This window comes from Aminithiophilus ramosus (genome assembly GCF_018069705.1).
GTDB lineage: Bacteria > Synergistota > Synergistia > Synergistales > Aminithiophilaceae > Aminithiophilus > Aminithiophilus ramosus.
Map to the genome: position 1 here is coordinate 188,104 of NZ_CP072943.1, position 24,291 is coordinate 212,394.

Genomic DNA, 24,291 nt, shown 5'->3' on the forward strand with positions numbered 1-24,291 from the left:
TTCAGCCTGTCGTGTCAGGCAAGTTGCCTATGTGGAGCTATTCCCGGCTCTTTTTTGCCTTATGGTTGCCGTTCTGCCGGCTTTTGAAGACACTACGCCCTATCCATCTCCAATAAAAGCCTTCTCACCATGTACAGGTTGGACAGGGCAAAAATCACGTGGACATGGCTTGTGTTCTTCTTGAGCCCCTTGTAACGCACCTTGGTGAATCCGAAGACTCGCTTCGCGATCAAAAAGACATGCTCCACCTTTGCCCTCGTTTTGGACAGCATACGATTGTGAGACTGTTCTTCGTCGGTCAGTTTCCTGTTCCGTGACCCCCTTTTGTTGGTGTTGTCGACGGCATCGGGTGCCTTTTCCCGGATCGTCTCCGTCTTGCCTATGTAGGCCGAATCTCCCCAGACTCCCTTTTCCGCTCCGTGGAGAAGGTCTCCGACCATCCGGGAGTCGTGGACATTCGCCGCCGTGGTCGCGAGGCTGTGGACCAGCTTGCTGTCTTTGTCCACCCCGATGTGGACCTTCATGCCGAAGTAGTACTGGTTCCCTTTCTTTACCTGATGCATGTCGGGGTCTCGCTTCTTCTCCTTGTTCTTCGTCGACGAGGGCGCGGCGATGATGGTGGCGTCCATGATGGTTCCCTCGGCAAGACGCAGTCCTTTCGATTGCAGGTGAGCATCGACCTCACGGAAGATCCGTTTCCCCAGGTCGTGCGCTTCGAGAAGGTGGCGAAACTTGCAGATGGTCGTCTCGTCGGGGACAGGCTCGTTCCCGAGGTCGATGCCGACGAAGCGCCTCATCGATTCCATGTCGTAGAGGGCTTCTTCCGCTGCCGGGTCGCTGAGGTTGAACCAGCACTGGAGAAAGTGGATTCGGAGCATCCGCTCCAATCCAACCGGTGGACGACCTCGTTCGGCCTTGGGATAGAAGGGAGCGATGAGCGCGCAGAGATCCTTCCAGGGGACCACAGCCTCCATTTCGGAGAGGAACTTCTCCCGCCGGGTAGGCTTCCTGTATCTCTCGAAGGTCTGGGCGTCGGCAAGGGTTTTCTGTCGCTCCATTTCGTCTCGCACTCCTTGAAAAGGGGATGAGGACATCGGCGCTACAGCTCTATTCTACCAATTACATCATCGCTGATGCGACTTCATGAAAGGCGCTTTTTTCAGAGGTTCCCTAAAGAAAGAAGCGCCATATTAAAAAGAAAGGATTGTAGTTGCTTTGCAATTGAACCGAATCGATGAATCGGTAAGGAGTTTAATTTTTTGAGGAAGGTCTGCCGGGACGGGGAGGCTCGACGCCGAAGGGGACGTTTTCGAGGCGATTTGCGGCGCCCTCTTGGGAGAGCGGGAGCAATGGGTTAAGATGGCGTTGATCCTTTCGCATGGCCGTCGTCCTCGGGAAAAGGGGCGACGGGAGGAGGTCCGCATGGCTCTGAAGGTGTTGGCTCTGGGCGATGTCCATCTGGGGCGGAGGCCCTCCCTTCCCGGGGGCGAGCTCGATCCGGTCCGTCTCGGCCCCGCCGCGGCCTGGCTGCGTGCCGTCGACGAGGCCCTCGAGGCCTCTGTGGACGCCGTCCTCATGGCCGGAGACGTCGTCGAGAGGGAGGACGATTTTTTCGAGGCCTACCGCCTTCTCTCTGCGGGCGTGAGACGCCTCGTCGAGGCTGGCGTTGCCGTCGTCGCCGTCGCCGGCAATCACGACGGCCGCGTCCTGCCCCGGCTCGCCTCCGAGATGGAGGGCTTCCGCCTCCTGGGGGCCGACGGGCGCTGGGAGGCGCTCCGCCTTCGCGGCGGAGGCGAGGAGGTGACCCTCTGGGGGCGGTCCATGACGGGCGGTTCCTGCCGCGTCAACCCCTTCGAGGGGGCGACCTTCGACGGCGAGGGGCTGCGTCTCGGGCTGCTTCACGGTCACCGGGACGGAGGGGAGAGTCCCTACGCCCCCTTCTCCCGCGGCGATCTGGAGCGCAGCGGCCTCGACGGCTGGCTTCTGGGCCACATCCACCGCCCCGATGCCCTTTCGGTCGCCCGTCCCCTGGGCTATCTGGGCTCCCTGTCGGGTCTCGACGTGGGCGAAACGGGGGCTCACGGTCCCTGGTTCCTCTCCGTCGAGGGGGGGCGCCTTGCCGTCGTCGAACAGTGGCCTCTGGCGCCTCTGCGCTGGGAGCACGTCGATGTCGATCTCACGGGGCTCGTCGAGGCCGAAGAGGCCCGCAGCCGCCTCCTGGCCCGGATCGGTCGCCTCGACGCGGAGCTGGCCGTCTCCCGATGGGTCCCGGAGGCCCTGGGACTGCGCCTCCGTCTCGTGGGGGTCACGGCCCTGGGCGGCGCGGCCCGGTGTCTCCTGGCCTCCGACGAGGGGGAGATCCTCTCGACGGGGGCGGGAGGAACGGCTTATTTCCTCGAATCGGTGACGGCCCTCACCTGCCCCGAGCGCGATCTGGCCCGTCTGGCCCGTCTTCCCGATCTGCCGGGGCTTCTGGCCCGCCGCCTTCTGGCCCTCGACGGCTCCGACGAGGGGCGCCGTCTCGTCGACGGTGCCCGTCTCCGCCTGGAAGGCCTCGTCGCGCGCGATCCCTGGGCGGCCCTCCAAGGTCCCCCCCTCGACGAGGTCTCTCTGGTCGAGGCCCTTCGCCGCGTCGGACTGAGCCTTCTGGAGGAGCTTCTCGCCCAGAAGGAGGCCTCGTCGTGAACCTCGTCCGTCTCGAGATCGGACGTCTCCCGGGCCTCTCCGGCCCTCTCGTCGTCGACGACATCGCCGAGGCCTGCAATCTCGTCGTCGGTCCCAACGGATCGGGCAAGAGCAGCCTCGTCCGGGCCCTGAGACTTCTCGTCGACGGCAACCTCGCCTCCGGAGCCGACGTGGAGATCCGAGGCTCCTTCCGTCAGGGCGATGCCCTCTGGCAGGCGACGCGCTCGGGCCCTCGCGTGATCTGGACCGTCGACGGCCGCCGGACCGATCGCCCCTCCCTTCCCGACGGCGATGACCTGCGCCCCTACCGCCTGGACCTGGCGAGCCTCATCGGCGCCGACGAGGACGAAAGACGTCTCCTGGCCGAACTGCGGCGAAGCCTTCGGGGCGGATGCGACCTGGAGGCCCTCAGGGCCCGCGATCCCTTCCTCCTCCGTCCCCGCGCGGGCCGGTCCGAGGCGAAGGCCCTCGGCTCTGCCCGAAGGCGTCTCCGGGAGGTGGAGAGGAGCCGGGCCGAACTGAGACGGAACGAGGCGCGCCTTCCCGACCTGGAGAGGACGGTGGCCTCGGCGCGCCGCGGCGCCGACGAGGTCCGCGATCTTCTGGCGGCCCTGGAACTTCTCGAGGCCTGCCGCGAGCTCCGCCAGGCCCGGACCCTCTTCGAGGCCTTCCCGCCCTCTCTGGAGCGTCTCTCCGGCGACGAGGGGGCCCGTCTGGCCGGGCTCGACGAGGAGGGAGATCGCCTCGGCCGCGAGTGGACCCGCGTCTCGGCCCTCGAGGAGGAGGCCGGGAGGCGCCTGGCCTCGACGGGCTTCGCCGAAGGGGGGCCCGATCCCGTCGGGCTTGTCGCCGCCTCTCGCGATCTCGTCGAGCTGGGCCGTCTCGACGGCGAGCTCGAACGTCTCCGCAGGGAGAGGGAGGCCGCGGCCCTGGCCGAGAGGGAGGCCCGCGCGGCCCTGGGAGAGGGGCCCCTGCCGCCCCGCCTCGACCCCCGCTCTCTCAGCGAGGCCGAGAAACTCGCCGGGGCGCTTCAGGCCCTGGAGACGGCCCGGCGCGACCGGGCCGCCCGTCTCGCCGAAGGGCCCGAGAGCCCCGAGCCGTCGGAGATCGAGGCCTGCGCCAGGGCCTCGGAGGCCCTGCGCCGGTGGCTCGCCGCAGACGGGGTCCGCAACCCCTGGCTGAGGCCCCTGCTGGTCCTCTCTGCGGCGGGCCTTCTGGTCCTGGCCTTCCTGGCCCACGGAAGAGGAGAGGGGCCTCTCGCGGGAGGGGCCGTCGCCGTCGCCCTCGTCCTCTCCGTCACGACTTTCCTCGCCCGCGACGACCGCAAGGGGGCGAGGGAGCGCTTCGGAAGGGCCTTCGAAGAGCCTCTCTGGCGACGTGACGCCGTCGCCCTGCGCCTGGAGGAGATCGAGGCCCGAGGCGCCGAGCTGGTGCGGCGGCGCGACGAGGCCCTTCGGGCCCGGGAGGGGCGGCGGGAGCTGGAGGTCCTCGACGGCGAGCTGGCCCTCCTGCGGCAGAGGAAGGAGGAACTGGCCCTGAGGCTGGGTTTCGATCCGGCCCTGACGGCCCTGGGTTTCCACGCCTTCGTCCGTCTCGTCGACGCCTATGCCGGGGCGCGACAGGCCCTGGCCCTGGCCGAGGCCGACGGGGAGGATCTTCTGGCCCGGCGCCGGGCCCTGCTCGACGGCCTGAGGGCCGTCGTCTCCCCCTGGGAGACGACGGGCGACGGAGGGCTCCATTCTCTCGAGGCCGCCCTCGAATCGCTTCAGGAGAGGCACCGCAGGGCCGATGAGGCCCGGCGTGCCTTGGCGGAGGCGGGACGGGAGCGAGAGAACCTGGAGACGGCCAAAGCCGGACGCGAGGAGAGGGAGAGGGCCCTCTTCGAAGCGGCAGGCCTGCCCCGAGACGAGAGGAACGAGCTCCTGCGCCGTCTGGAGCTCCTTCCCTCCTGGAGGGAGGCCCGCGACCGCCTGCTGACGGCCCGAAAGGGCGAGGCCCTGCTCCGTCGTCCCCTGGAGGGACGGCCGGATCTCCTGGAGGCGGCCGAGGCCCTCGACGAGGCCGAACTGCGCGGTCGGCTCGATCGGGCCCGGGAGAGGGCGGCCCTCCTGGAGCCGTCGGAGGCGGAGCTGGCCCGCATCCGGGCCGAACTGGCCGTCGCCGGCGAGGGGGCTCCTCTCGAAAGAGCCCTGGCCGACGTCGACGGGGCCCTGAGGGCCCTGGAGAAGAGGCGGGACCAGGCCCTCTTCGCCGAGCTGGCCTCTTTTCTCCTCGACGACATCGAGGCCGAGCACCGCGTCGAGAACGAGCCCGAGCTGATCCGATCGGGGCGGGATCTCTTCGGCCGCTTCACCGGTCACGCCTTCGAGCTCCGCGTCGACGACGGCGGCTTCCGCGCCCGCGACTGCGCCCTCGAGGTGGAGCGCGGCCTCGACGAGCTCTCTTCGGCGACGCGGATGCAGCTTCTTCTGGCCCTGCGTCTGGCCTGGATCGAGCGGATCGAGGCGGGAGGTCCCGCTCTGCCCCTCTTTTTCGACGAGGCCCTCACCAACAGCGACGTCGAACGCTTCGGCCAGGTGGCCCGCGCCCTCGACGAGCTGGCCCGGGAGGGGCGTCAGATCTTCTATCTCAGCGCCCGGACCTACGAGGAGCTTCTCTGGAAGGAGGCGACGGGACGGTGTCCCCACAAGATCGACCTTCCCTCCCTGAGACGTCGGGCTCTTTCCCTGCCCGAGAGTTACGGCCTCGTCGAGAGGGCTCCCCTTCCCTCGCCCGAGGGGCACTCGCCCGAAAGCTATGCCGCCGCCCTAGCCGTGGCGCCCGTCGATCCCCGATGTCCCGGCTCCATCCCCCTGTTCCACCTCCTCCGGGACGACCTGGGCCTTCTCCACCGCCTCATGGAGGAGTGGCGTCTGACGGCCCTGGGGCCCCTCGAGGTCTTGCTCGGAGACAAAAGGGGCGCCGAGCGCCTCGGCGAGGCCTGGGGTAAGCTCCGCCGCCGCGCCTCTTTGGCCCGGCTCTGGTGCGACATTTGGAGAAGGGGGCGGGGAAGACCCGTCGACGGACCGGCTCTGGAGGCCTCGGGAGTCCTTTCGGCCACCTTCTTCGGCCGGGTTCTCTCCCTTGCCGAGGACTGCGGCGGCGACGGCGCGGCCCTGATCGCCGCCCTTCGCGAGGGACGGATCAGCCGCTTCCGGGCCGAGACCATCGACCAGCTCGAAAGTCATCTCGCGGAAGAGGGGTACATCGACGAGGGGGAGCGCCTCGACGAGGCCGGGCGGCGGCGGGCCCTTCTCCTCGAAGGGGCCGCCGATGCCGGGGAGATTCAGGCCGTCGTCGATTGGCTCGAGGCGGGCCTCCTCGTCGACGGAGGCCCCGCAGAAACGGAGAAAGGGCGGATATCCGCCGAGGAATGAGGGATAGACCGTGAAGAGATTGGTCCTGGTGGACTACGAGAACATCAACCTCGACGCCGTCGGAGAGATCGACACGACGTCGACCCATCTGTGGATCTTCGTCGGCCCCAATCAGAAGAACCTCCCCTTCGAGACCGTCACGGGCCTCCAGAAGCTGGGAGAGGCCTGTCGTTGGATCAAGATCGCCCGCCAGGGGAAGAACAGCCTCGACTTCCACATCTGCTTCGAGCTGGGCGTCATCAGCGCCGCCGACGACCGTCCCGAGGCCACCTTCATCCTCAGCAACGACAAGGGCTACGACGCCGTCATCGACTACGCCAACGGCAAGGGGCTGAAGACGCAGCGCATCACCCACCTCTCGCAGCTTCCGTCGTCGACGGTGAGCAAGCCCCGGTCGAAATACACGGCGGCCATCATCGAGAACCTGAGCAAGATCCAGGCCCAGAAGAGACCTCGCAAGGTCAGCTCCCTCCGCTCTCATCTGGTCAACTGTTTCAAGAGCAGCATTCCCGAGGGGGAGATCGACACGGCCCTCGAAGAGCTTTTCGCCACCTGCAGGCTCTCGGAGGAGAAAGGTCACGTCAAGTACGAACTCTAGGCGTCCGTCGGACTTGGCCTGGTGATCGTTGGTCGATACCCTTTTATGCTATCCAAAAGGAATGATTTGCCATTGAAGCCGGGCTTTCAGTTCCATGGATCAAGCCAAGTCAGACTTCTCCGGGCAATCCCGACAGGCGTCTAGGCGTCTGTCGGGATTGCCCGGAGAGCGGATTGGGCTTGAACGGTGAGACTGAAAACAGGGCTTCGCAGGGTAAAAGATTTCTTTCGGATCGCCGCATGGCAGGGCATGGATCACCGGTCGTCGGGCCAGGTCCGACAGACCCCCAGGCCCATCGCCGCGGGCGGGGAGGTCTCTGAATTCCGTCAGGCCCCGAAGGCCCTCTCGACGTCGTCGCGGCGGGGAATGGCGGGGAGAGCCCCCAGTTTCGTGCAGGCCAGGCTTCCGGCCCGGACGGCGAATCGGATCGCCTCCGGGAGCTGTCGTCCCTCGGAGAGGGCCACGGCCAGGGCTCCCGTGAAGGTGTCGCCGGCTCCCGTGCTGTCGACGACGTCGACGGAGGGGGCCGGCACGTGGCCCGAGCGATGGGCCGAGGCGAAGTAGGCCCCTTCCGATCCGGCCGTCATGACGACGGCCCCCACTCCCAGGTCGAGGAGATGGGCGAAGGCCTTCTCCCTGTTGGCCGTTCCGGCGCACTGGCTCAGCTCGATGGCGTTGGGGACGAGGACGTCGACGAGGGCCAGCAGCTCCCGGGGCAGCTCCCTCCAGGGAGCCGGAGTCAGGATCGTCAGGGCCTCGTGGGTCTTGGCGAGGCGGAGCCCCTCGAGGACGGCGTCGAGGGGTACCTCGAGCTGGAAAAGAGCGGCGCGGGCCCCTTCGAAAAGGGTTTGAGAGGCCCTGACGTCCTCGGCCGAGAGGCATCCGTTGGCTCCGGGGGCGACGATGATGCTGTTGTCGCCTCCGGCGACGCAGATCTGGGCCACGCCGCTGCTCGTGCCGGTCGTGACGGTCACGCCCCGTCGGTCGATCCCTTCAGCGTCGAGAACGTCCAGCAGCTGCCGGCCGAAGCCGTCGTCGCCGACGCGGCCCAGGTGGGCCACCGCGGCGCCGAGGCGGGCGCAGGCCGCCGCCTGATTGGCCCCCTTGCCGCCGGGCGCCGTCGAGAAGGGACCTCCCAGAAGCGTCTCGCCCAGGACGGGAAGACGATCCGTCTCCATGATCAGGTCCATGTTGATCGACCCGACGACGACGATCTTTCTCATCGCTACGCACATCCTTCCAAAAGAATTCTGTTCCGCCGGAGGCCGAGACGTCGGTTCCTCGCGGAAAAAGGGGTCTCTCTTCAGTTTCGGCGGGGCTGCAGGGCGACTCCAGAGAGGAGGTGCCCGGGGCCGGCGGGGCGATCCGGTTGTTCCGAATCCGCAGGCCGAAGAGGGACAGGGACGCCGTCGGTCCGGCCGGGAAGCGGCCGGAGGCCCGAAGAAGCCGCCTCGAATCCGCGCGCGACGAGGTCCGTCGGAGCGGATCCCGAATCGGCGGACCCGACGGAATCGCCCGACGGGCCTGCGGGTTCGGGTTGTCGCCTTTCTCTTGACAAAGCCGTTACCTAGACCCTAGCATGAGGCAAAGGTTTGCGCAAACCTTTGCCTCATGCGCCCGATCCCTTGATTCTGCCTGGAGAAGACAGAGAGACTCCCGTCCGGCGACGGGAGGGCAGGAGGTGTCGATGATGGGTCTCATGAAACGATTGACGGTGGCGGCGGTTTTTGCGGCGGCGGTTTTTGCCATGGCTTCCACGCCCGCCTCGGCGGAAAAGACGCGGATTGCCTTCATTCCTCAGCTGATCGGCATTCCCTATTTCTCGGCCATGGAGGCCGGAGGCAAGGCGGCGGCCGAGGCCTTCGACGTGGAGTTTCTCTACGTCGGCGCCCCGACGGCCAATGCCGCCGAGCAGGTGCGCCTCATGGAGAATCTGATCCAGCAGAAGGTCGAGGCCATCTCCATTTCCGTCCTCGACTCGGTCTCGCTCAACCCCGTCATCAAGCGTGCCCGTGAGGCCGGCATCGCCGTCTACACCTCCGACAGCGACAGCCCCACCAGCGAGCGCCAGCTTTACGTCGCCCAGGCCCTGGACAAGGAACTCGGCTACGTCCTCATCGACGAGCTCGTCGAGCAGTTCGACGGCAAGGGCCGGATCGCCATCGTCTCCGGCGAATCGACGGCGACGAACCTCAACGCCTGGATCGCCTTCATGCAGGAACGGGTGGCCCAGGCCTATCCCGACGTGGAGATCGTCGACATCCGCTACACCAGCGGCGGCAGCAGCGAGGACGCCCTCCGCCAGGCCGAAGAGCTCATGACCCGCTTCCCCGATCTGAAGGGTCTCGTGGCCGTCGCCTCGACGACCGTTCCCGGCGTGGCCCAGGCCGTCCAGCAGGCCGGGCTCGTCGGCGAGGTGGCCGTCATCGGCTACGGATCGCCCAACACGGTCCGTCCCTTCATCAAGAGCGGCGTCATGGCCAAGTCGATCCTCTGGGATCCCTACCAGCTCGGCTACCTCACCGTCTGGGCCGGCAAGCAGCTCGTCGAGGGCAAACCCTTCGCCGCCGAGAACGACGTTCCCGGCATGGACGAGCCGGTCCGCTACTTCGAGGACGAGAAGATCCTTCTCCTCGGCGCTCCTCTGGTCATCACCGCCGAGAACGTCGACCGCTTCAATTTCTGATCCCTGCGAGGGGGGAGGCCCGGCGGGCGCTCCCCCCTTTTTTCAGGCGAACGGATGAGGTCATGCCATGAATAAGGCGCCCCTTCTTGAAATGATCGGCATTTCCAAGAGTTTCGGCGGCGTCCGGGCCCTGCGGGGAGTCTCCCTCTCCCTGGGCCGGGGCGAGGTCCGGGCCGTCGTCGGCGAAAACGGCGCCGGCAAGTCGACGCTGATGAAGATCATCGCCGGCGTCCTGGCCCCCGACGAGGGGGAGCTCCGCTTTGACGGCCGGCCCCTGGAGCTGTCGGGCCCCAGGGAGGCCCGCCAGCGGGGGGTCTCCATCGTCTACCAGGAACCCGTCTTCTTCCCCGAGCTGTCGGTTCTGGAGAATTTCTTTCTCGGCGAGGAGATCGTCAAGGCCTCGGGTGCCCTGGACTGGTCGGCCATGACCGAGGCCGCCTCGGGAGCGCTCCGCCGGATGGGCCTTTCGCCCGATCTCTCGCGACGGCCCATGAAGGAGCTCTCCATCGGAACCCAGCAGCTCGTCCTCATCGCCCGGGGCATCTACCGCGAGGCGAGCCTGCTCATCCTCGACGAGCCGACGTCGATCCTCAGCCAGGCCGAGACGAACCTGCTCTTTCGGACCATCGCCGAACTCAAGGCCGGGGGCGTGAGCGTTCTGTACATCAGCCACCGCTTCCAGGAGCTCTTCGAGATCGCCGATTCGGTGAGCGTCCTCCGCGACGGCGTCCACGTGGCCGACATGGCCATCGGCGACGTCACGGAAGAGAAGCTCATCGCCGCCATGTCGGGCCGCGAGATCGAGAGGAGCGTCTACCGCTCCGGCCGGGGAGAAAGCCAAAGCCCTCTTCTGGAGGTGAAGGGCCTCTGGCGGGCCGGCTGCTTCCAGGACGTCTCCTTTCACCTCTGTTCCGGCGAGATCCTGGGCCTCTATGGCCTCGTCGGGGCCGGCCGGTCCGAAGTGGCCCAGTGCATCATCGAGGAGCTGCCCCGGGAACGGGGCGAGGTCCTTCTCGAGGGCCGGCCCTTCCGGCCCGGCGGGAGCCGGAGTGCCCAGGAGCGGGGCGTCGTCTACGTTCCCGAGGACCGGGGACGGCAGGGGCTTTTCCCGATCCGCTCCATCAGGGACAACCTGAGCGCCGGTCTCCTCCGTCAGGTCTCGTCCTGGCTGGGCATCGTCGACCGAAAGGGGGAAGAGCGGCTCGCCCAAGATCAGGTGGAGGCGCTGAAGATCAAAGTCGGCGGCCTCGCCCTGCCCGTGTCGAGCCTCAGCGGCGGCAACCAGCAGAAGGTCCTCCTGGCCCGGGGGCTCCTCCACAGGCCGAGGGTCCTCATCCTCGACGAACCGACGCGGGGGATCGACGTGGGGACGAAGGCCGAGATCCACCGCCTCATCATGGATCTGGCCCGCGAGGGCGTCGCCGTGCTCCTCATCTCGTCGGATCTCCCCGAGATGCTGGCCCTGGCCGACCGGGTGGCCGTCATGCACGAGGGAGAGCTCACGGCCTCCCTCGACCGCGAGGAGGCGACGGAAGAGGCCGTCCTCCGCCTGGCCATCGGCCTCGGCGAAGGGACGGGCACGGAAGGATAACCCCGAAGGGGAAAAGTCGAAGAGGAAGGCAGGGAACAGCCATGGCAAACATTTCACCTCAGGGAGCACGGGTCCTCTCCTGGATCGACGAACACCGGGAAGAGGTCATCGGCTTCCTTCAGGACCTGATCCGCATCCCCAGCGTCAACCCCTGGTTCACGACCGACGGAGAGATCTGCCGCGAAGGCGAGGCTCAGGCCCTGGTGGCGGAAAAGATGAAAGCTCTCGGCGCCGAGATCGACCTCTGGGAACCCGATCCCGCCGATCTTGCCCGCTACGAGGGCCATCCCGGCTATTACGCCGATCACCGCTTCGAGGGGCGGCCCAACCTGGCGGCCGTCGTCAGAGGCACCGGCGGAGGCCGGTCCCTGCTGCTGGCCGGACACATCGACGTCGTCCTTCCCGGCGAGGGGTGGACCCGTGATCCCTTCGGCGCCGAAAGGGCCGACGGGCGCATCTACGGCCGGGGGACGGTGGACATGAAGGGCGGTGTCGCGGCCATGATCATGGCCCTCGAGGCCGTCCTCCGTTCGGGCTTGCGGCCCAAAGGGGACGTGACGGTGGGCACCCTCGTCGACGAGGAGGCCGGCGGCATGGGCACTCTGGCCTTCGTCGACAGGGGCTACGGAGCCGACGGCTGCTTCATGACCGAACCGTCGGGACTCATGGTCAGCCCCCTCTGCCGGGGCATCCTCTGGGGCAAGCTCACCGTCCGGGGCAGAAGCGGCCACATCGAGATGCCCCAGGGCGACTGGCGCGACGGAGGGGCCGTCGACGCCATCGACAAGGCCCGCCTCTTCCTCGATCAGATCGACAGGCTGAACCGTGACTGGAAGGACCGCAAGACCCACCCCCTCCAGCCCACGCCCTGCCAGGTCTATGTCTCCCAGATCGCGGCCGGCGAGTACCCCACCTCCTTCGCCAACAGGGCCGAGATCCACTTCAACGCCCAGTACCTGCCCTCCGAAGCGGACGAGAAGGGGCGGGGGACGGCCGTCCAGGCCGAGATCGAGACCTTCTTCCGCCGCGTCGCCGAGACCGATCCCTGGCTCCGGGAGAATCCCCCCGAGGTGGAATGGCTCATCGACGCCGACTGCGGCGAGATTCCCGGCGACCATCCCTTCGTCACCCTCTGCGCCGAGAGCCTCCGCGCCCTGGGCGTCGATCCCGTCGTCCAGGGGAGTTCGTGCCATACCGACATGGGCTGGTTCATCCGCCGAGGAACGCCGACAGTCAACTTCGGCCCCGGCGACCCCCGCATCGCCCACCACACCGACGAGTTCGTCGAAGAAGAGGAGCTGCTGACGGCCACGAAGGCCATGGCCCTGGCCCTCGTCGACTGGTGCGGCGTCGACGAGGCCTGACGTGACGCCTCAGGGAGTCCCTCAGAAGACCTTCGTTCCCCATATCGGGAGGAGGGAGTACTTCACGATCCTTCTGCTGGGACTGGAGATCCTCCTTTTCGCCCTGCTCTCGGAGCACTTCCTGAGCTGGCGCAACATCAACACGGTCCTGCGGAACGCCACGGACCTGGCCATCGTCAGCATCGGCATGACGCTGGTCATGATTCTCTGCGGCATCGACCTCTCCGTGGGCTCCGCCCTGGGTGTCGTGGCCATCCTCGTGGGGTGGATGCTCGGCGCCCAGTGGAATCCCTGGGTGACCGCCCTGGCCGCCGTCGCCGCCGGAGCCCTGCTGGGCTCGGTGAACGGCGTCCTCATCGCCCTCTTCAACGTCCCCGACATCATCGCCACCATCGGCACGTCGAGCATCCTCCGCGCCGCCGTCTTCATGATGCTCGGCGGCCAGTGGCTCACGGGGATCGATCCCGTCTTCTCCGTCCTCACCCGGGGCCGTCTCTTCGGCCTTCCCCTCTCCCTGTTCATCGTCGGGGCCTTTTTCGCCGTCTTCTGGTATCTCATGACTCATCGTCCCTTCGGCCGCCACGTCTACGCCATCGGCAACAACCTCCAGGCGGCGGCCCTGGCCGGAATCGACGCCAGACGCATCCGCATCGCCAGCTACGCCCTCGTCGGCGCCCTCGTCGGCGTGGCCTCCCTCTTCTACGTGGGACGGCTGGGAAGCGTCGAGATCACCGTCGGCAACGACCTGGCCCTGTCGGCCATCGCCGCCACCGTCATCGGAGGCACGGCCGTCACGGGCGGCCGGGGCTCCGTCGTCGGCACCCTGGCGGGCGTCCTCTTCATGGCCTTCATGAAAAACGGCATCGTCCTCCTGGGCATTCCCTCTCTCTGGGAGCGGGCCGTCGTGGGCCTGCTGATCATCATTTCCGTCCGCATCGACCTCTGGCTGGAGAGGCGGGAGGAGAGACGGAAGAGGGAACAGCTCACGGCTCAGCGGCGGTTGGGCCGCCAGGCCGTTCCGGCGACCGTCGCCGGACAGGAGGTGACAGGATGAGCCGCCTTTCGCCCAGGACCTTCCTGGCCAACCGCGTCGCCTTTCTGCTCGTCCTCATGGCCATCGTCATGGTCGTCATGTCCCTGCTGAGCCCCTATTTCCTGAACGTCGACAATCTTCTGGGGATGACCCGCTTCGGCGCCGTCCTGGCTCTCATCGGAATCGGCCAGAGCCTGGTCATCCTCGCCGGAGGGGCCGGCATCGACATCTCCGTCGGCTCCATCATCAGCCTTTCGGGCGTCCTCTTCGGCCTCATGGTCAAGGCCGATGTCCCCCTCGCTCTGGCTCTTCCGGCCTGCGTCGTCGTCGGCGCCCTCCTGGGGGCCGTCAACGGCGTGACGGTGGCCCTCTGGGGCATGCCGCCCATGATCGGTACCTTCAGCACCATGTGGGCCTACGGGGCCCTGGCCCTCGTCCTGACCCGGGGTGTTCCCGTCTCGGGCTTTCCCGAGGTCTTCGGCTTCCTCGGCCAGGGCAAGATCCTGGGCATTCCCGCCCAGACCCTGCTCTTTGTCGTGCCCGCCTATTTCCTCTTCCACTTCATGCTCTCTTGGACCTCCTTCGGCCGCTCCATCTATCTCGTCGGCGTCAACGACGAGGCGGCCCGCTTCGCCGGGATCTCGCCCCGGAAGGTCCGCTTCGCCCTCTACACCCTGAGCGGGGCCTTGGCGGGCTGCGGCGCCCTCATCATGTCCTCCTGGCTCATGGCGGCCCGGGCCGACGTGGGCAACGGCATGGAGCTCCAGGCCATCACCGTGGCCGTCCTGGGGGGGGTCAACATCTTCGGCGGGTCGGGCAGCCTTCTGGGCACCCTCATGGCGGTGATGATCGTCACCATGGTCCAGACGGGCCTCCAGCTGGCCAACATCAACGCCATCTGGCAGCTTGCCCTGCTGGGGGCGATCCTTCTCGGCGCCGTCGCCCTCAATCAGTCGGTCCTGAGGGAAAGGGTCCGCCGTTGATCGCGGCGGCTCTTCCGACGCCGATTCCCTGGAGGCGAGGCGCTTCATGGCGACGATGAAGGATGTGGCCGAACGTTCCGGCGTCTCGGTGACGACTGTCTCCCACGTCGTCAACGGCACCCGCCGCGTCAGCGACGAGGTCCGCCTCCGCGTCGAGGGGGTCATGGAGGAGATCGGCTACAGGCCCAACATCCTCGCCCGGGGGCTTCGCCGCGGCGAAGCGACGCTGCTGGGCCTGATCGTGCCCGACGCCACCAACCCCTATTTCGCCGAGATCGCCCGGGCCGTGGCCGACGCCTGTTCCGAAGAGGGCTATGCCGTCATCATCTGCAACTCCGACGGGCGGCGCGACAGGGAAAAGGAGGCCATCGAGGTGCTGGCGGCCAACCGCGTCGGCGGCATCTTCCTCGTCAACGTCGGCGTCACGGAGCGGGACGCCGCCCTCTTCGACGGCCTGTCCATTCCCCTCGTCATGCTGGATCGGGAGATTCCCGGCATTCCCGTCGATTCGATCCAGATCGACAACGTCCACGGGGGGCGCCAGGCCACGGACCACCTTCTCTCCCTGGGCCATCGGCGCATCGCCTGCATCGCCGGCCCCTCGCAGGTCTCGCCCAGCGGCGACCGCGTCACGGGTTACCGTCAGGCCCTGGAGGCCGCCGGCCTTCCCTTCGATCCCTCCCTGGTCCTGAGGGGCGACTTCACTCCCGCTTCGGGCCACGCCTGCGCCGGGATTCTCATGGAGCGCGGCGAGAGGCCGACGGCCCTCTTCGCCTGCAACGATCTCATGGCCTTCGGCGCCGTCACGGCCCTGGCCGAGCGGGGCCTCGCCGTCCCCGGCGACGTCTCCGTCGTCGGCTTCGACGACATCCCCCTGGCGGCCTACTTCAACCCTCCTCTGACGACGGTGGCCCAACCCCGCCGCGAGATGGGGCGCCGGGCGGCCCGGATCCTTCTGGAGCGGATGAGGGACGGCACCCTGCCCCGCCGTCGCCCCGTCCTGATGAACACGACCCTGAAGGTGCGCCGTTCTTCGGGGCCCCCCGCGGGAGGTGATGGCCCGAGGTCCTGACCGCCGTTTTTTCCGCCGTTCCGCTTCTTGTCTGTGGCGCCTTCAGGCGCCTCGATCTGGAAAGGGGAGATAAACCATGAAAGGCACGTCCCGCGTCCTCATCGCCCTCTGTCTCGTCGCCTCCTGCCTCTTCGCCCTGCCCGTCATGGCCGCCGAAAAGCCCGTCAAGGTGGCCCTCGTCCTCGCCGGGTTCCTCGGCGACAAGTCCTTCAACGACTCGGCCTATCAGGGGCTGGAGCGCGCCATGACCGATTTCGGCGTCGAGCTCAAGGTCATGGAGTCGAAAAATCCCGCCGACTGGGAGTCGAACCTGGTGGCCATGGCCGCCGCGGGATACGACCTCGTCCTGGCCTGCAGCACCCAGATCGCCGAGATCGTCGGCAGTCACGCCGCCGACTTCCCCGACGTGAAGTTCGGCGTCATCGACGGGGCCATCAAGGCCCCCAACGTCAAGTCCATCGTCTTCGCCCAGAACGAGGGCTCCTTCCTGGCCGGGGCCGCGGCGGCCCTCTTCACGGTCCGCTCCGAGATCGAAGGCGTCAACGACAAGAAGGTCATCGGCTGGGTCGGCGGCATGGACATCCCCGTCCTTCACGATTTCCTCGTCGGCTACGAGCAGGGCGCCAAGTTCATCGATCCCGAGGTGCGCGTCCTCGTCTCCTTCGCCGGGACCTTCAACGATCCTCTCAAGGGCAAGGAGCTCACCCTGGCCCAGTACGACCAGGGGGCCGACATCGTCATGAACGTCGCCTCCAACACGGGCAACGGCATCCTCGAGGCCGCCAACGAGACGGGCAAGTTCGCCATCGGCGTCGACCTCGACCAGGACGGCATCTACCCCGGCCGCATCCTGACGTCCATGCTCAAGCGCGTCGACGTGGCCAGCTACGAGCTCGTCAAGGACGTCGTCGACGGCACCTTCAAGGGCGACACCGTCGTCGAGATGGGCATCGCCTCCGGCGGCGTGAGCCTCACCGACATGGCCGTCATGAAAGAGGCCCTGGGCGACAAATTCCCCCAGGAACTTCTCGAAAGGATTCAGGAACTGACGGAGCAGGTCCGAAGCGGCGCCATCAAGGTCGACGCCTACGAGGGCTTCAGGCGCAACTGATTTTTTCACCAGAGGCAGGTCTTCCGGAAGGTCCCTTCCGGAGGACCTGCCGTCGGGAGCGAAAGAGGTGAGTCGCCTTGAGCCAGCCGATCGTGGCTATGGAGGCCATCGTCAAGGACTTTCCCAACGTGCGCGCCGTCGACGGAGGCCGATTCGACCTCCGGGCCGGTGAGGTCCATGCACTCATCGGCGAGAACGGCGCCGGCAAATCGACGATGATGAAGACCCTCTACGGCCTCTACGCGCCCGAGGAGGGACGGATCGTCGTCAGGGGGCGCTCCTTCGAGGCCCTGACGCCCGCCGAGGCCATCGCCCTCGGCATCGGCATGGTCCATCAGGAGTTCATGCTCGTCCGGGAGCTGACGGTCCTGGAGAACATCATCCTCGGCTTCGAGCCCAGGAAAAGCGGGGGGCGCATCGACTTCGCCGAGGCCGAGGCGAGGGTGCGCCGCTTCGTCGACGACTACGGCCTTCACGTTCAACTCCACAAGAAGGTGAACGCCATCTCTGTGGGCGAGGCCCAGAGGGTGGAGATCATCAAGGCCCTCTATCGCGGGGCCGAGATCCTGATTCTCGACGAGCCCACGGCCGTCCTGACGCCTCAGGAGGCCTCCCGTCTCTTCGAGATCCTGAAGACGCTGACGGCATCGGGCAAGTCCGTCGTCTTCATCACCCACAAGCTCCGCGAGGTCATGGCCCTCTCCGACAGGGTGACGGTCATGCGCCAGGGGCGCCACGTCGCCACCGTCGACGTCTCGGCCACGTCCATTCCCGAGCTGGCCCGTCTCATGGTGGGGCGGGACGTCTTCCTCGGCGTCGATCGTTCGGGCCACGGCTCCGTCGGCGACGTGGCCCTTTCCGTCGAGGACGTCTTCGTTCCCGGCGACAAGGAGCTCTCCAAACTGCGGGGCGTCTCCTTCGAGCTCCGTCGGGGCGAGATTCTGGGTTTGGCCGGCATCGACGGCAACGGCCAGAGCGAACTCGTCGAGGCCATCGCCGGTCTCCGGCCCGTCGAGCGGGGGAGGATCCGCCTCGGCGGACGGGAGATCCAGAACAGGAGGCCCCTCGAAGTCCGCGCCGCGGGCCTGGCCCACATCCCCGAGGACCGCAACTTCCGGGGCCTCAACCGGGCCATGTCCATCGAGGAGAACCTGGCCGGGATGGCCTTTCGCAGGGCGCCCCTGTCGCGGGGCCCTCTCCTCGTCGCCGGCGCCCTGCGCCGCTTCGCCCGCCGTCTCATCGAGACCTTCGACATCAGGCCCGCCCGGCCCGAGGCGGCGACGGCCCATCTCTCGGGCGGCAACGCCCAGAAGGTCGTCGTCGCCCGGGAGGTCGACGAGGAGGCTCAGGTCCTCCTGGCGGCCCAGCCGACGCGGGGCGTCGACGTGGGCTCCATCGAGAACATCCGCCGCGAGCTGATCCGCGCCCGGGACAGGGGGGCGGCCATCCTCCTCGTCTCGGCCGACCTGGAGGAGATTCTCTCCCTCTCGGACCGGATCGCCGTCATGTACGAGGGGCAGATCACGGGCCTTCTCGACGCCGAAGGGGCCGACGAGGAGAGCCTGGGCCTCCTCATGACGGGAGGTGCTCTGCCGTGAATAGAAGTTCGACTCTCAGCACTCTGGTCACCGTCGTCGTCTCCCTCCTTTTCGGCGCCGTCGTCGTCGCCCTCCTGGGCCACAGCCCCGTCGAGGCCTATCGGGAACTTCTCAAGGGGGCCTTCTGGGGGCGCTTCAACTTCGGCGGCACCCTGGAGCGCTTCGTCCCCCTCCTTCTGACGGCCCTGGCCTTCGCCGTCTCCTCCAAGGTGGCCGTCTTCAACGTCGGCGTCGAGGGCGAGCTCTATCTGGGGGCCATCGCCGCAGCCTGGGTCGGAGCGGCCCTCACGGGCGTTGCGGCCCCGATCCACATCGGCCTCTGCCTGCTGGCGGCCATGGCGGCCGGGGGGGCCTGGGCGGCCATTCCCGGCGCCCTCAAGGCCTACTGGCGCGTCAACGAAGTCTGCGTCACCATCCTGGCCAACTACGTGGCCATCTACATCACCTCCTACCTCGTGGGCTATCCCCTCTCGGCGGGGACGGGCGTCCCTCAGACGGCGGCCCTGGCCGCCACGGCCCGCCTGTCGCGCATTCTGCCGCCGAGCCGGGCCAACTCGGGACTCTTCATCGCCCTCGCCGCCCTTTTCGTCACCTGGTGGGTCGTGCACCGCAGCACCTGGGGCTACAGGATGCGGGCCGTCGGCGAGAACGCCGGCTACGCCGAACACGTGGGCATCCGCTCCAGGGCGACGATGGTCTGGGGGATGGTCTTCAGCGGCGCCCTGGGCGGCATGGCCGGAGCCATCGAGGTCATGGGCCTCTACGGTTATTTTCTGGACAATTTCTCGCCCGGAATCGCCTTCGACGGCATGCTGGCGGCCCTCATCGCCCGCAACGACATCCGCCTCGTCCCCGTCCTGGCCTTCTTCCTGGCCGCCCTCAAGGCGGGAGCCCTCGGCATGGAGCGCTTCACGGGAATTCCAAAGTCCCTCGTCGACGCCATCATCGCCATGTTCATCCTCCTGGCCGCCATGGAGGGCCTTTTCCTCCTCCGCCGCCGAGCCAAGGGGAAGGAGGCCTAGGCCATGTTCGACGATCTCTCCCTCGTCTTCAACTACACCCTTTTTCGCGCCACCCTGCGGGCCTCGACGCCCATTCTCTACGCCACGTTGACCTGCATCCTGACCCAGCAGGCCGACATCCTCAACGTGGGCGTCGAGGGCATCATGCTCTGCGGGGCCTTCACGGCCGTCGCCGTGAGCTACTTCACCGGGAGCTGGCTCCTGGCCCTTCTGGCGGCCGTCGCCGTCGGGACCGTCATCGCCGCCGTCATGGCCCTGGCCCACCTCCGCTACAAGGCCGACATCTTCGTCGTCGGCATGGCCATCAACATGCTGGCCCTGGCCGTGACGCGCTTCCTCCTCCAGAAGGTGCTGGGGACGTCGGGCTCCTTCTACGACAGGGCCATCGTCCCCCTGCCCCGGATCCACCTGGCCCTCCTCGACGGCAACGAGGTCCTTCGGAGCCTCTTCAACGACTACTCCCTCTTCGAGCCCCTGGGGATCCTCCTCGTCTTCTTCCTCTCCTGGCTCCTCTACCGCACCGTCTGGGGGCTGAGGCTGCGCAGCGTGGGGCTCAATCCCCTGGCGGCGGAGACGGCGGGCATCCCCGTCTTCCGGCGCAAGTTCGAGGTCATGCTCTACTCGGGCGTCGTCGGCGGCATGGCCGGGGCCTACCTCTCCCTGGGCTACTCCCGTCTTTTTGCCGAGAACATGACCAACGGGCGGGGCTTCATGGGCGTGGCGGCCATGTTCTTCGGCGGCGGCGATCCGATCAGGAGCTGGATCGGCTGCCTCATCTTCGGCTTCACCGACTCCGTCGGCTCCCGCCTCCAGTCCCTGGGGCTGCCGCCCCAGTTCATCCTCATGATTCCCTATGTGGCGACCGTTTCGATCCTGGCCCTGGCCATGGGACGGAAGATGGCCGCCCAGCGCCGGGCCCGCAGCGCCCTCAAGTGACGCTTCGCCCGAAAGGAGACCCGTTTCCATGACAGCAGCGCCGAAAAAGATCATCCTCGACGTCGACCCCGGTCACGACGATGCCGTGGCCATGATGATGGCCCGCATTCATCCGGCCATCGACCTTCGGGCCGTCACCGTCGTCGCCGGAAACCAGACCCTGGCCAAGACGGCCCGCAACGCCCTTCTCGTCGCCGAGGCCATCGGCCTCGCCTGCCCCGTGGCGGCCGGCATGGCCCGCCCCATGGTGCGCGAGCCGATCCTCGCCGGAGACATTCACGGCGCCTCGGGCCTCGACGGACCCGTCTTCGGCGAGCCGGCCCTGGCCCTCGACGGACGCCACGCCGTCGACCTTCTCATCGAGACCCTCCTCGCTTCCGACGGCGACATCGCCGTCGTCCCCACAGGCCCCCTGACGAACGTGGCCATGGCCATGCGCAAGGAGCCGGCCATCGTCGAGAAGATCGAAAGGATCGTCCTCATGGGCGGATCCTACCAGCTGGGCAACGTGACGCCCGCCGCCGAGTTCAACATCTGTGCCGACGCCGAGGCGGCTCACGTCGTCTTCTCCTCGGGGCGGCCCCTGGTCATGATGGGTCTCGATCTGACCCGTCAGGCCCTCTGCGGCGCCGACGTCGTCGAGCGGGCCCGGAGGCTGGACAACTCCGTGGCGACGCTCTTCGTCGAGCTGATGGAGTTCTTCACGAAGACGCAGAGGGAGGTCTTCGGCTGGACGGCTCCCCCCCTTCACGACCCGACGACGGTGGCCTGGCTCATCGACCCGACCCTCTTCGAGACGAAGGCCATGCGCGTCGACGTCGAACTCCGAGGCGAGCACACCTACGGCCGGACCTGCTGCGACTACTTCGGCGTCACCGGCAGGGAGCCCAACGCCGAAGTGGCCGTCGGCCTCGACGTCCCCCGCTTCTGGGATCTCCTCATCGACTGTCTGGCCCTCTACGGCCGGTGACGACGATGGAATCCCGGCTCCGCCAGACCCTCGACGCCGACAGGGAGAGCTATCTCCGGCCCCTGCTGGAGCTGATCGCCATCGATACCCAGGTCCTGGGCCACGGCATCGACGGAGGAAGAGAGGCCCAGGGCCAGGTCTACATCGAAAAGCTCCTGCGCTCCCTCGGCGCCGACGTGAGGCGTCTGCCCATGACGGAAGAGGCCGTCGCCGAGGCGATCGCCCTCTGGGGAGAGGGAAACGCCGGTCACGTCTACGACGGCCGCTGGAACGTCCTGGGCCGCTTCGGCGGACGGGGCGGCCCCTCTCTCCTTTTCGACGGCCACGTCGACACCATGCCTCCGGGAGAGAGGGCCGACTGGTCCTTCGACCCCCACGGGGCACATGTCCGTGACGGTCGCGTCTGGGGGCTGGGCGCCAACGACATGAAAGGAGGGCTCATGGCGGCCCTGATGGCGCCTCGGCTCGTCAGGGAGGCCGGCTTCCCTCTGCCGGGCGACGTGACGGTCCTCTCCGTCGTCGACGAAGAGGGAGGCGGCAACGGAACCCTGGGCGCCCTGATGGAGGGCGTGACGGCCGACGGCGCCGTCGTCTGCGAGCCCACCTCCCTGGCCGTGACGGGGGCCCATATGGGATTTCTCTTCTTCCGCGTCGACGTGACGGGTCGGGCCCTTCATTCGGGGAGCAAATGGCTCGGCGTCAACGCCATCGAGAAGGCCATGCTCCTCATCGAGGCCCTTCAGGACCTGGAGCACCGCTGGCTCATGGAGTTCCGTCACCCCCTTCTGCCCCCTCCGACGATCAACGTGGGCGTCATCGAGGGGGGAACGGCGGGCTCGACCGTTCCCGACCGCTGCACCTTCAAGCTCTGTCTCCACTACCTTCCGTCGATGGAGCGCGACAAAGTCGTGGCCGACGTCGAGGAGGCGATCCGTCTCCGGTCCCGCGGCGACGCCTGGCTCGCCGAAAACCCGCCACGGACGGCCATCTACCAGGAGGGCCGTCCCTTCGAGATGGACCTGTCCCATCCTTTCGTCGAGACCGTCCGAGGCTGCGTCGAGGCGGCGACGCAAAAAACGGTCGTCGTCAACGGCTCTCCCGCCGGCAACGACGCCCGCCTTCTGCGCAACATCGGCAAGATGCCGACGGTCATCGTCGGTCCCGGCCCTCTCGCCAACTGTCACAGGCCCGACGAGTGGCTGCCGCTGGAGGAATACTTTCAGAGCATCGTCGCCTACGCGATGCTGATTCTCGAATGGGGAGGTCGAAAAAAATGAAAAAAAGAGTTCTTCTCGCCGGAGAGTCGTGGATGAAGCACACGATCCACGTCAAAGGCTTCGACAGTTTCACCACCAGCGAGTACGAGGAGGGGGCCGGAGAGCTCATCGCCGCCCTCGAGGAGGGCGGCCACGACGTGACCTTCCTCCCCAACCACCTGGCCTCGGAGCAGTTCCCCTCGACGGAGGCCGATCTGGCCCGCTACGACGTGGTCTTCCTCTCCGACATCGGCTCCAACACCCTTCTCCTGGCCCCGGACACCTTCAACCGCAGCAGGAGGACGGTCGATCGGACGGCCCTTCTGGCCCGGTGGGTCTCGGGAGGCGGTGCCCTGGCCATGATCGGCGGCTACATGACCTTCTCGGGCATCGACGGCAAGGGCCGTTGGGGGAAGACGGCCCTCGCTCCCGTCCTGCCCGTGCGCTGCCTCGACGGAGACGACCGCGTCGAGATTCCCCACGGCGTCGTTCCCGACGTCCTCGAGGGGAGCCATCCCCTCTTCGACGGCATCGGTCCGTGGCCCTTCTTCCTGGGCTACAACAGGACGGAACTCGTCGACGGAGCCCTTCTGGCGGCCACGATCAACGGCGATCCCTTCATCGCCCTCCGTCAGGTCGGGAAGGGGCGGACGGCGGCCTTCGCCTCCGACTGCGCCCCTCACTGGGGGCCTCCCGAGTTCCTCCGCTGGGAGGGCTACCGTCCCTTCTGGAACAACCTCGTCGCCTGGCTGACGGCCTGAGGCCTTCGGCGAGGGGCCGCCCCCGAACGATGAGAGAGGAAGCTGAGGCAATGAATCAGAGAGCGAAGGCGGCGAAAGGGCTTCAGCCACGGCTCGTCCGGTGGCGCCGGGAGCTTCACGGCCTGGCCGAAGTGGGCCTCGACCTGCCGAGGACGACGGCCTACCTGTCGCGGGAGCTGGAGAAACTGGGCCTCGATCCCCGCCCCCTCGGGCCCGGGATCGTCGCCGACCTGATCGGTTTTCCGTCGGGGCCGACGCTCCTTCTGCGCTCCGACATGGACGCCCTCCCCATCAAGGAGGAGACGGGCCTTCCCTTCGCCGCTTCCGGCACGGCCATGCACGCCTGCGGCCACGACGGCCACATGGCCATGCTCCTCGGCGCGGCGGCCCTTCTCGTCGAGGACCGGGAGGCGCTGGGAGGGACCGTCAGGTTCCTCTTCCAGCCCGGCGAGGAGATCGCCAAGGGGGCCCTTCCCCTCATCGCCGCAGGGGCCCTCGACGGCGTCGACGCCGTCTGCGGTCTCCACATCGGCCGCCTCTTCGACGAACTGGCCACGGGACAGGTCGGCTACAGGCCGGGACCGGCCATGGCCAGCATGGACCGTTTCACCGTTACCTTCCGGGGCCGTGGGGCCCATGGCGCCCTGCCTCACAGGGCCATCGATCCCATCGTCATGGCCGGAGAGTACATCGGCGTCCTCCAGACCCTGGTGAGCCGCGAAATGCCCGCCTTGAGGCCCACCGTCGTCTCCCTGGGGAGAATCGAGGGGGGCCGGGCCTTCAACGTCATCCCCGACGAGGTGTATCTCGAGGGGACCTTCCGGGCCCTCTCCGCCGAGGATCGAGACCACCTGGGGCGTCGCGTCCAGGAGCTGGCCCGGGGAGTGGCGGCCCTTCACGGAGGCGAGGCCCTTGCCTTCTGGGACAGGGGCGCTCCTCCCGTCGTCAACGACGGGGCCTTCACGGAGTTTTTCCGCCAGTCGGCCCTGAAAGTCCTTCCGGCCCGGGATCTCGTGGAACTGCAAAGCCCCGTCATGGTCGGCGAGGACATGGCCTTCTACCTCCAGGAGAGGCCGGGGACCTTTTTCTTCCTCGGCGGCGGCCCCGGAGAGGCGCACCACCACGCCCGATTCGACTTCGACGAAGGCGTCCTCTGGCGCGGATCGGCCCTTTTCGCCCAGCTCGCCGTCGATTTCCGCGCCCGATAGA

General features: G+C 67.5%; 19 protein-coding genes. 17 read left to right on the top strand and 2 right to left on the bottom strand.

Going from position 1 to position 24,291, the window contains the following annotated elements; translation table 11 throughout:
* Nucleotides 1-92: 92 nt before the first annotated feature.
* Complete coding sequence (locus tag KAR29_RS00785) at nt 93-1,058, bottom strand: IS5 family transposase (RefSeq protein WP_274373756.1); 966 nt, start codon at nt 1,056-1,058, stop codon at nt 93-95.
* A 364-nt stretch (nt 1,059-1,422) separates the two neighbouring features.
* Between KAR29_RS00785 and KAR29_RS00790 the strand changes: the two genes are divergently transcribed.
* From KAR29_RS00790 to KAR29_RS00800, 3 genes are read left to right on the top strand one after another with little or no spacing between them, the layout of a single operon-like run.
* On the top strand, nt 1,423-2,685 hold the full coding sequence (locus KAR29_RS00790; RefSeq protein ID WP_274373757.1) for a metallophosphoesterase family protein: 1,263 nt from the start codon (nt 1,423-1,425) through the stop codon (nt 2,683-2,685).
* Nucleotides 2,682-6,101 carry a hypothetical protein gene (locus tag KAR29_RS00795; RefSeq protein WP_274373758.1) on the top strand — a complete coding sequence of 1,140 codons (3,420 nt, stop codon included), beginning with the start codon at nt 2,682-2,684 and terminating at the stop codon, nt 6,099-6,101. Before KAR29_RS00790 ends, KAR29_RS00795 begins: the two co-directional genes overlap by 4 nt.
* A 10-nt stretch (nt 6,102-6,111) precedes the next feature.
* Entirely contained in the window at nt 6,112-6,699 is a 588-nt protein-coding gene (locus KAR29_RS00800) for a PIN domain-containing protein (protein ID WP_274373759.1), read from the top strand.
* Between the two features lie 326 nt (nt 6,700-7,025).
* Here the strand turns inward: KAR29_RS00800 and rbsK are convergent, their stop codons facing one another.
* A complete protein-coding gene (rbsK, locus tag KAR29_RS00805; protein WP_274373760.1) occupies nt 7,026-7,922 on the bottom strand; it encodes a ribokinase in 897 nt (298 codons plus the stop codon).
* Nucleotides 7,923-8,386: 464 nt separating this feature from the next.
* On the opposite strand from rbsK, the gene KAR29_RS00810 reads away from it, so the two are divergent.
* The 14 genes from KAR29_RS00810 (at nt 8,387) to KAR29_RS00875 (ending at nt 24,290) form a co-directional block, all read left to right on the top strand.
* Complete coding sequence (locus KAR29_RS00810) at nt 8,387-9,385, top strand: autoinducer 2 ABC transporter substrate-binding protein (protein WP_274374887.1); 999 nt, start codon at nt 8,387-8,389, stop codon at nt 9,383-9,385.
* A gap of 67 nt (nt 9,386-9,452) precedes the next feature.
* Nucleotides 9,453-10,976 (top strand): sugar ABC transporter ATP-binding protein, encoded by a 1,524-nt coding sequence (locus KAR29_RS00815; RefSeq protein WP_274373761.1) that lies wholly within the window; start codon nt 9,453-9,455, stop codon nt 10,974-10,976.
* Between the two features lie 41 nt (nt 10,977-11,017).
* On the top strand, nt 11,018-12,340 hold the full coding sequence (locus KAR29_RS00820) for an ArgE/DapE family deacylase (protein ID WP_274373762.1): 1,323 nt from the start codon (nt 11,018-11,020) through the stop codon (nt 12,338-12,340).
* A gap of 1 nt (nt 12,341) precedes the next feature.
* Nucleotides 12,342-13,394: an ABC transporter permease gene (locus KAR29_RS00825; RefSeq protein WP_274373763.1), complete on the top strand. Its 1,053-nt coding sequence runs from the start codon at nt 12,342-12,344 to the stop codon at nt 13,392-13,394.
* Nucleotides 13,391-14,356 (top strand): ABC transporter permease, encoded by a 966-nt coding sequence (locus tag KAR29_RS00830; RefSeq protein WP_274373764.1) that lies wholly within the window; start codon nt 13,391-13,393, stop codon nt 14,354-14,356. Before KAR29_RS00825 ends, KAR29_RS00830 begins: the two co-directional genes overlap by 4 nt.
* 46 nt (nt 14,357-14,402) lie before the next feature.
* Entirely contained in the window at nt 14,403-15,428 is a 1,026-nt protein-coding gene (locus tag KAR29_RS00835; protein ID WP_274373765.1) for a LacI family DNA-binding transcriptional regulator, read from the top strand.
* Nucleotides 15,429-15,504: 76 nt separating this feature from the next.
* Nucleotides 15,505-16,539, top strand: coding sequence for a BMP family lipoprotein (locus tag KAR29_RS00840; protein WP_274373766.1), 1,035 nt, complete (start codon nt 15,505-15,507; stop codon nt 16,537-16,539).
* A 77-nt stretch (nt 16,540-16,616) separates the two neighbouring features.
* A complete protein-coding gene (locus tag KAR29_RS00845; RefSeq protein ID WP_274373767.1) occupies nt 16,617-18,137 on the top strand; it encodes an ABC transporter ATP-binding protein in 1,521 nt (506 codons plus the stop codon).
* The gene (locus KAR29_RS00850) at nt 18,134-19,159 is read left to right on the top strand and encodes an ABC transporter permease (RefSeq protein ID WP_274373768.1); all 1,026 of its coding nucleotides are present in this window, start codon (nt 18,134-18,136) and stop codon (nt 19,157-19,159) included. Before KAR29_RS00845 ends, KAR29_RS00850 begins: the two co-directional genes overlap by 4 nt.
* A gap of 3 nt (nt 19,160-19,162) precedes the next feature.
* A complete protein-coding gene (locus KAR29_RS00855; RefSeq protein ID WP_274373769.1) occupies nt 19,163-20,095 on the top strand; it encodes an ABC transporter permease in 933 nt (310 codons plus the stop codon).
* Between the two features lie 28 nt (nt 20,096-20,123).
* Nucleotides 20,124-21,065, top strand: coding sequence for a nucleoside hydrolase (locus tag KAR29_RS00860; RefSeq protein WP_274373770.1), 942 nt, complete (start codon nt 20,124-20,126; stop codon nt 21,063-21,065).
* Nucleotides 21,066-21,070: 5 nt separating this feature from the next.
* On the top strand, nt 21,071-22,342 hold the full coding sequence (locus tag KAR29_RS00865; RefSeq protein WP_274374888.1) for a M20 family metallopeptidase: 1,272 nt from the start codon (nt 21,071-21,073) through the stop codon (nt 22,340-22,342).
* The gene (locus KAR29_RS00870; protein ID WP_274373771.1) at nt 22,339-23,082 is read left to right on the top strand and encodes a glutamine amidotransferase; all 744 of its coding nucleotides are present in this window, start codon (nt 22,339-22,341) and stop codon (nt 23,080-23,082) included. The genes KAR29_RS00865 and KAR29_RS00870 overlap by 4 nt, the downstream gene beginning before the upstream one ends.
* Nucleotides 23,083-23,132: 50 nt before the next feature.
* The gene (locus tag KAR29_RS00875; protein ID WP_274373772.1) at nt 23,133-24,290 is read left to right on the top strand and encodes a M20 metallopeptidase family protein; all 1,158 of its coding nucleotides are present in this window, start codon (nt 23,133-23,135) and stop codon (nt 24,288-24,290) included.
* The last annotated feature ends 1 nt before the right edge of the window (nt 24,291 follow it).

What these genes read in the sequence shown, in the direction of transcription:
- KAR29_RS00785 (WP_274373756.1), bottom strand. Translation starts at nt 1,058, where the DNA reads ATGGAGCGACAGAAAACCCTTGCCGACGCCCAGACCTTCGAGAGATAC.
- KAR29_RS00790 (WP_274373757.1), top strand. Translation starts at nt 1,423, where the DNA reads ATGGCTCTGAAGGTGTTGGCTCTGGGCGATGTCCATCTGGGGCGGAGG.
- rbsK (WP_274373760.1), bottom strand. Translation starts at nt 7,922, where the DNA reads ATGAGAAAGATCGTCGTCGTCGGGTCGATCAACATGGACCTGATCATG.
- KAR29_RS00810 (WP_274374887.1), top strand. Translation starts at nt 8,387, where the DNA reads ATGATGGGTCTCATGAAACGATTGACGGTGGCGGCGGTTTTTGCGGCG.
- KAR29_RS00815 (WP_274373761.1), top strand. Translation starts at nt 9,453, where the DNA reads ATGAATAAGGCGCCCCTTCTTGAAATGATCGGCATTTCCAAGAGTTTC.
- KAR29_RS00820 (WP_274373762.1), top strand. Translation starts at nt 11,018, where the DNA reads ATGGCAAACATTTCACCTCAGGGAGCACGGGTCCTCTCCTGGATCGAC.
- KAR29_RS00830 (WP_274373764.1), top strand. Translation starts at nt 13,391, where the DNA reads ATGAGCCGCCTTTCGCCCAGGACCTTCCTGGCCAACCGCGTCGCCTTT.
- KAR29_RS00835 (WP_274373765.1), top strand. Translation starts at nt 14,403, where the DNA reads ATGGCGACGATGAAGGATGTGGCCGAACGTTCCGGCGTCTCGGTGACG.
- KAR29_RS00840 (WP_274373766.1), top strand. Translation starts at nt 15,505, where the DNA reads ATGAAAGGCACGTCCCGCGTCCTCATCGCCCTCTGTCTCGTCGCCTCC.
- KAR29_RS00855 (WP_274373769.1), top strand. Translation starts at nt 19,163, where the DNA reads ATGTTCGACGATCTCTCCCTCGTCTTCAACTACACCCTTTTTCGCGCC.
- KAR29_RS00860 (WP_274373770.1), top strand. Translation starts at nt 20,124, where the DNA reads ATGACAGCAGCGCCGAAAAAGATCATCCTCGACGTCGACCCCGGTCAC.
- KAR29_RS00865 (WP_274374888.1), top strand. Translation starts at nt 21,071, where the DNA reads ATGGAATCCCGGCTCCGCCAGACCCTCGACGCCGACAGGGAGAGCTAT.
- KAR29_RS00870 (WP_274373771.1), top strand. Translation starts at nt 22,339, where the DNA reads ATGAAAAAAAGAGTTCTTCTCGCCGGAGAGTCGTGGATGAAGCACACG.
- KAR29_RS00875 (WP_274373772.1), top strand. Translation starts at nt 23,133, where the DNA reads ATGAATCAGAGAGCGAAGGCGGCGAAAGGGCTTCAGCCACGGCTCGTC.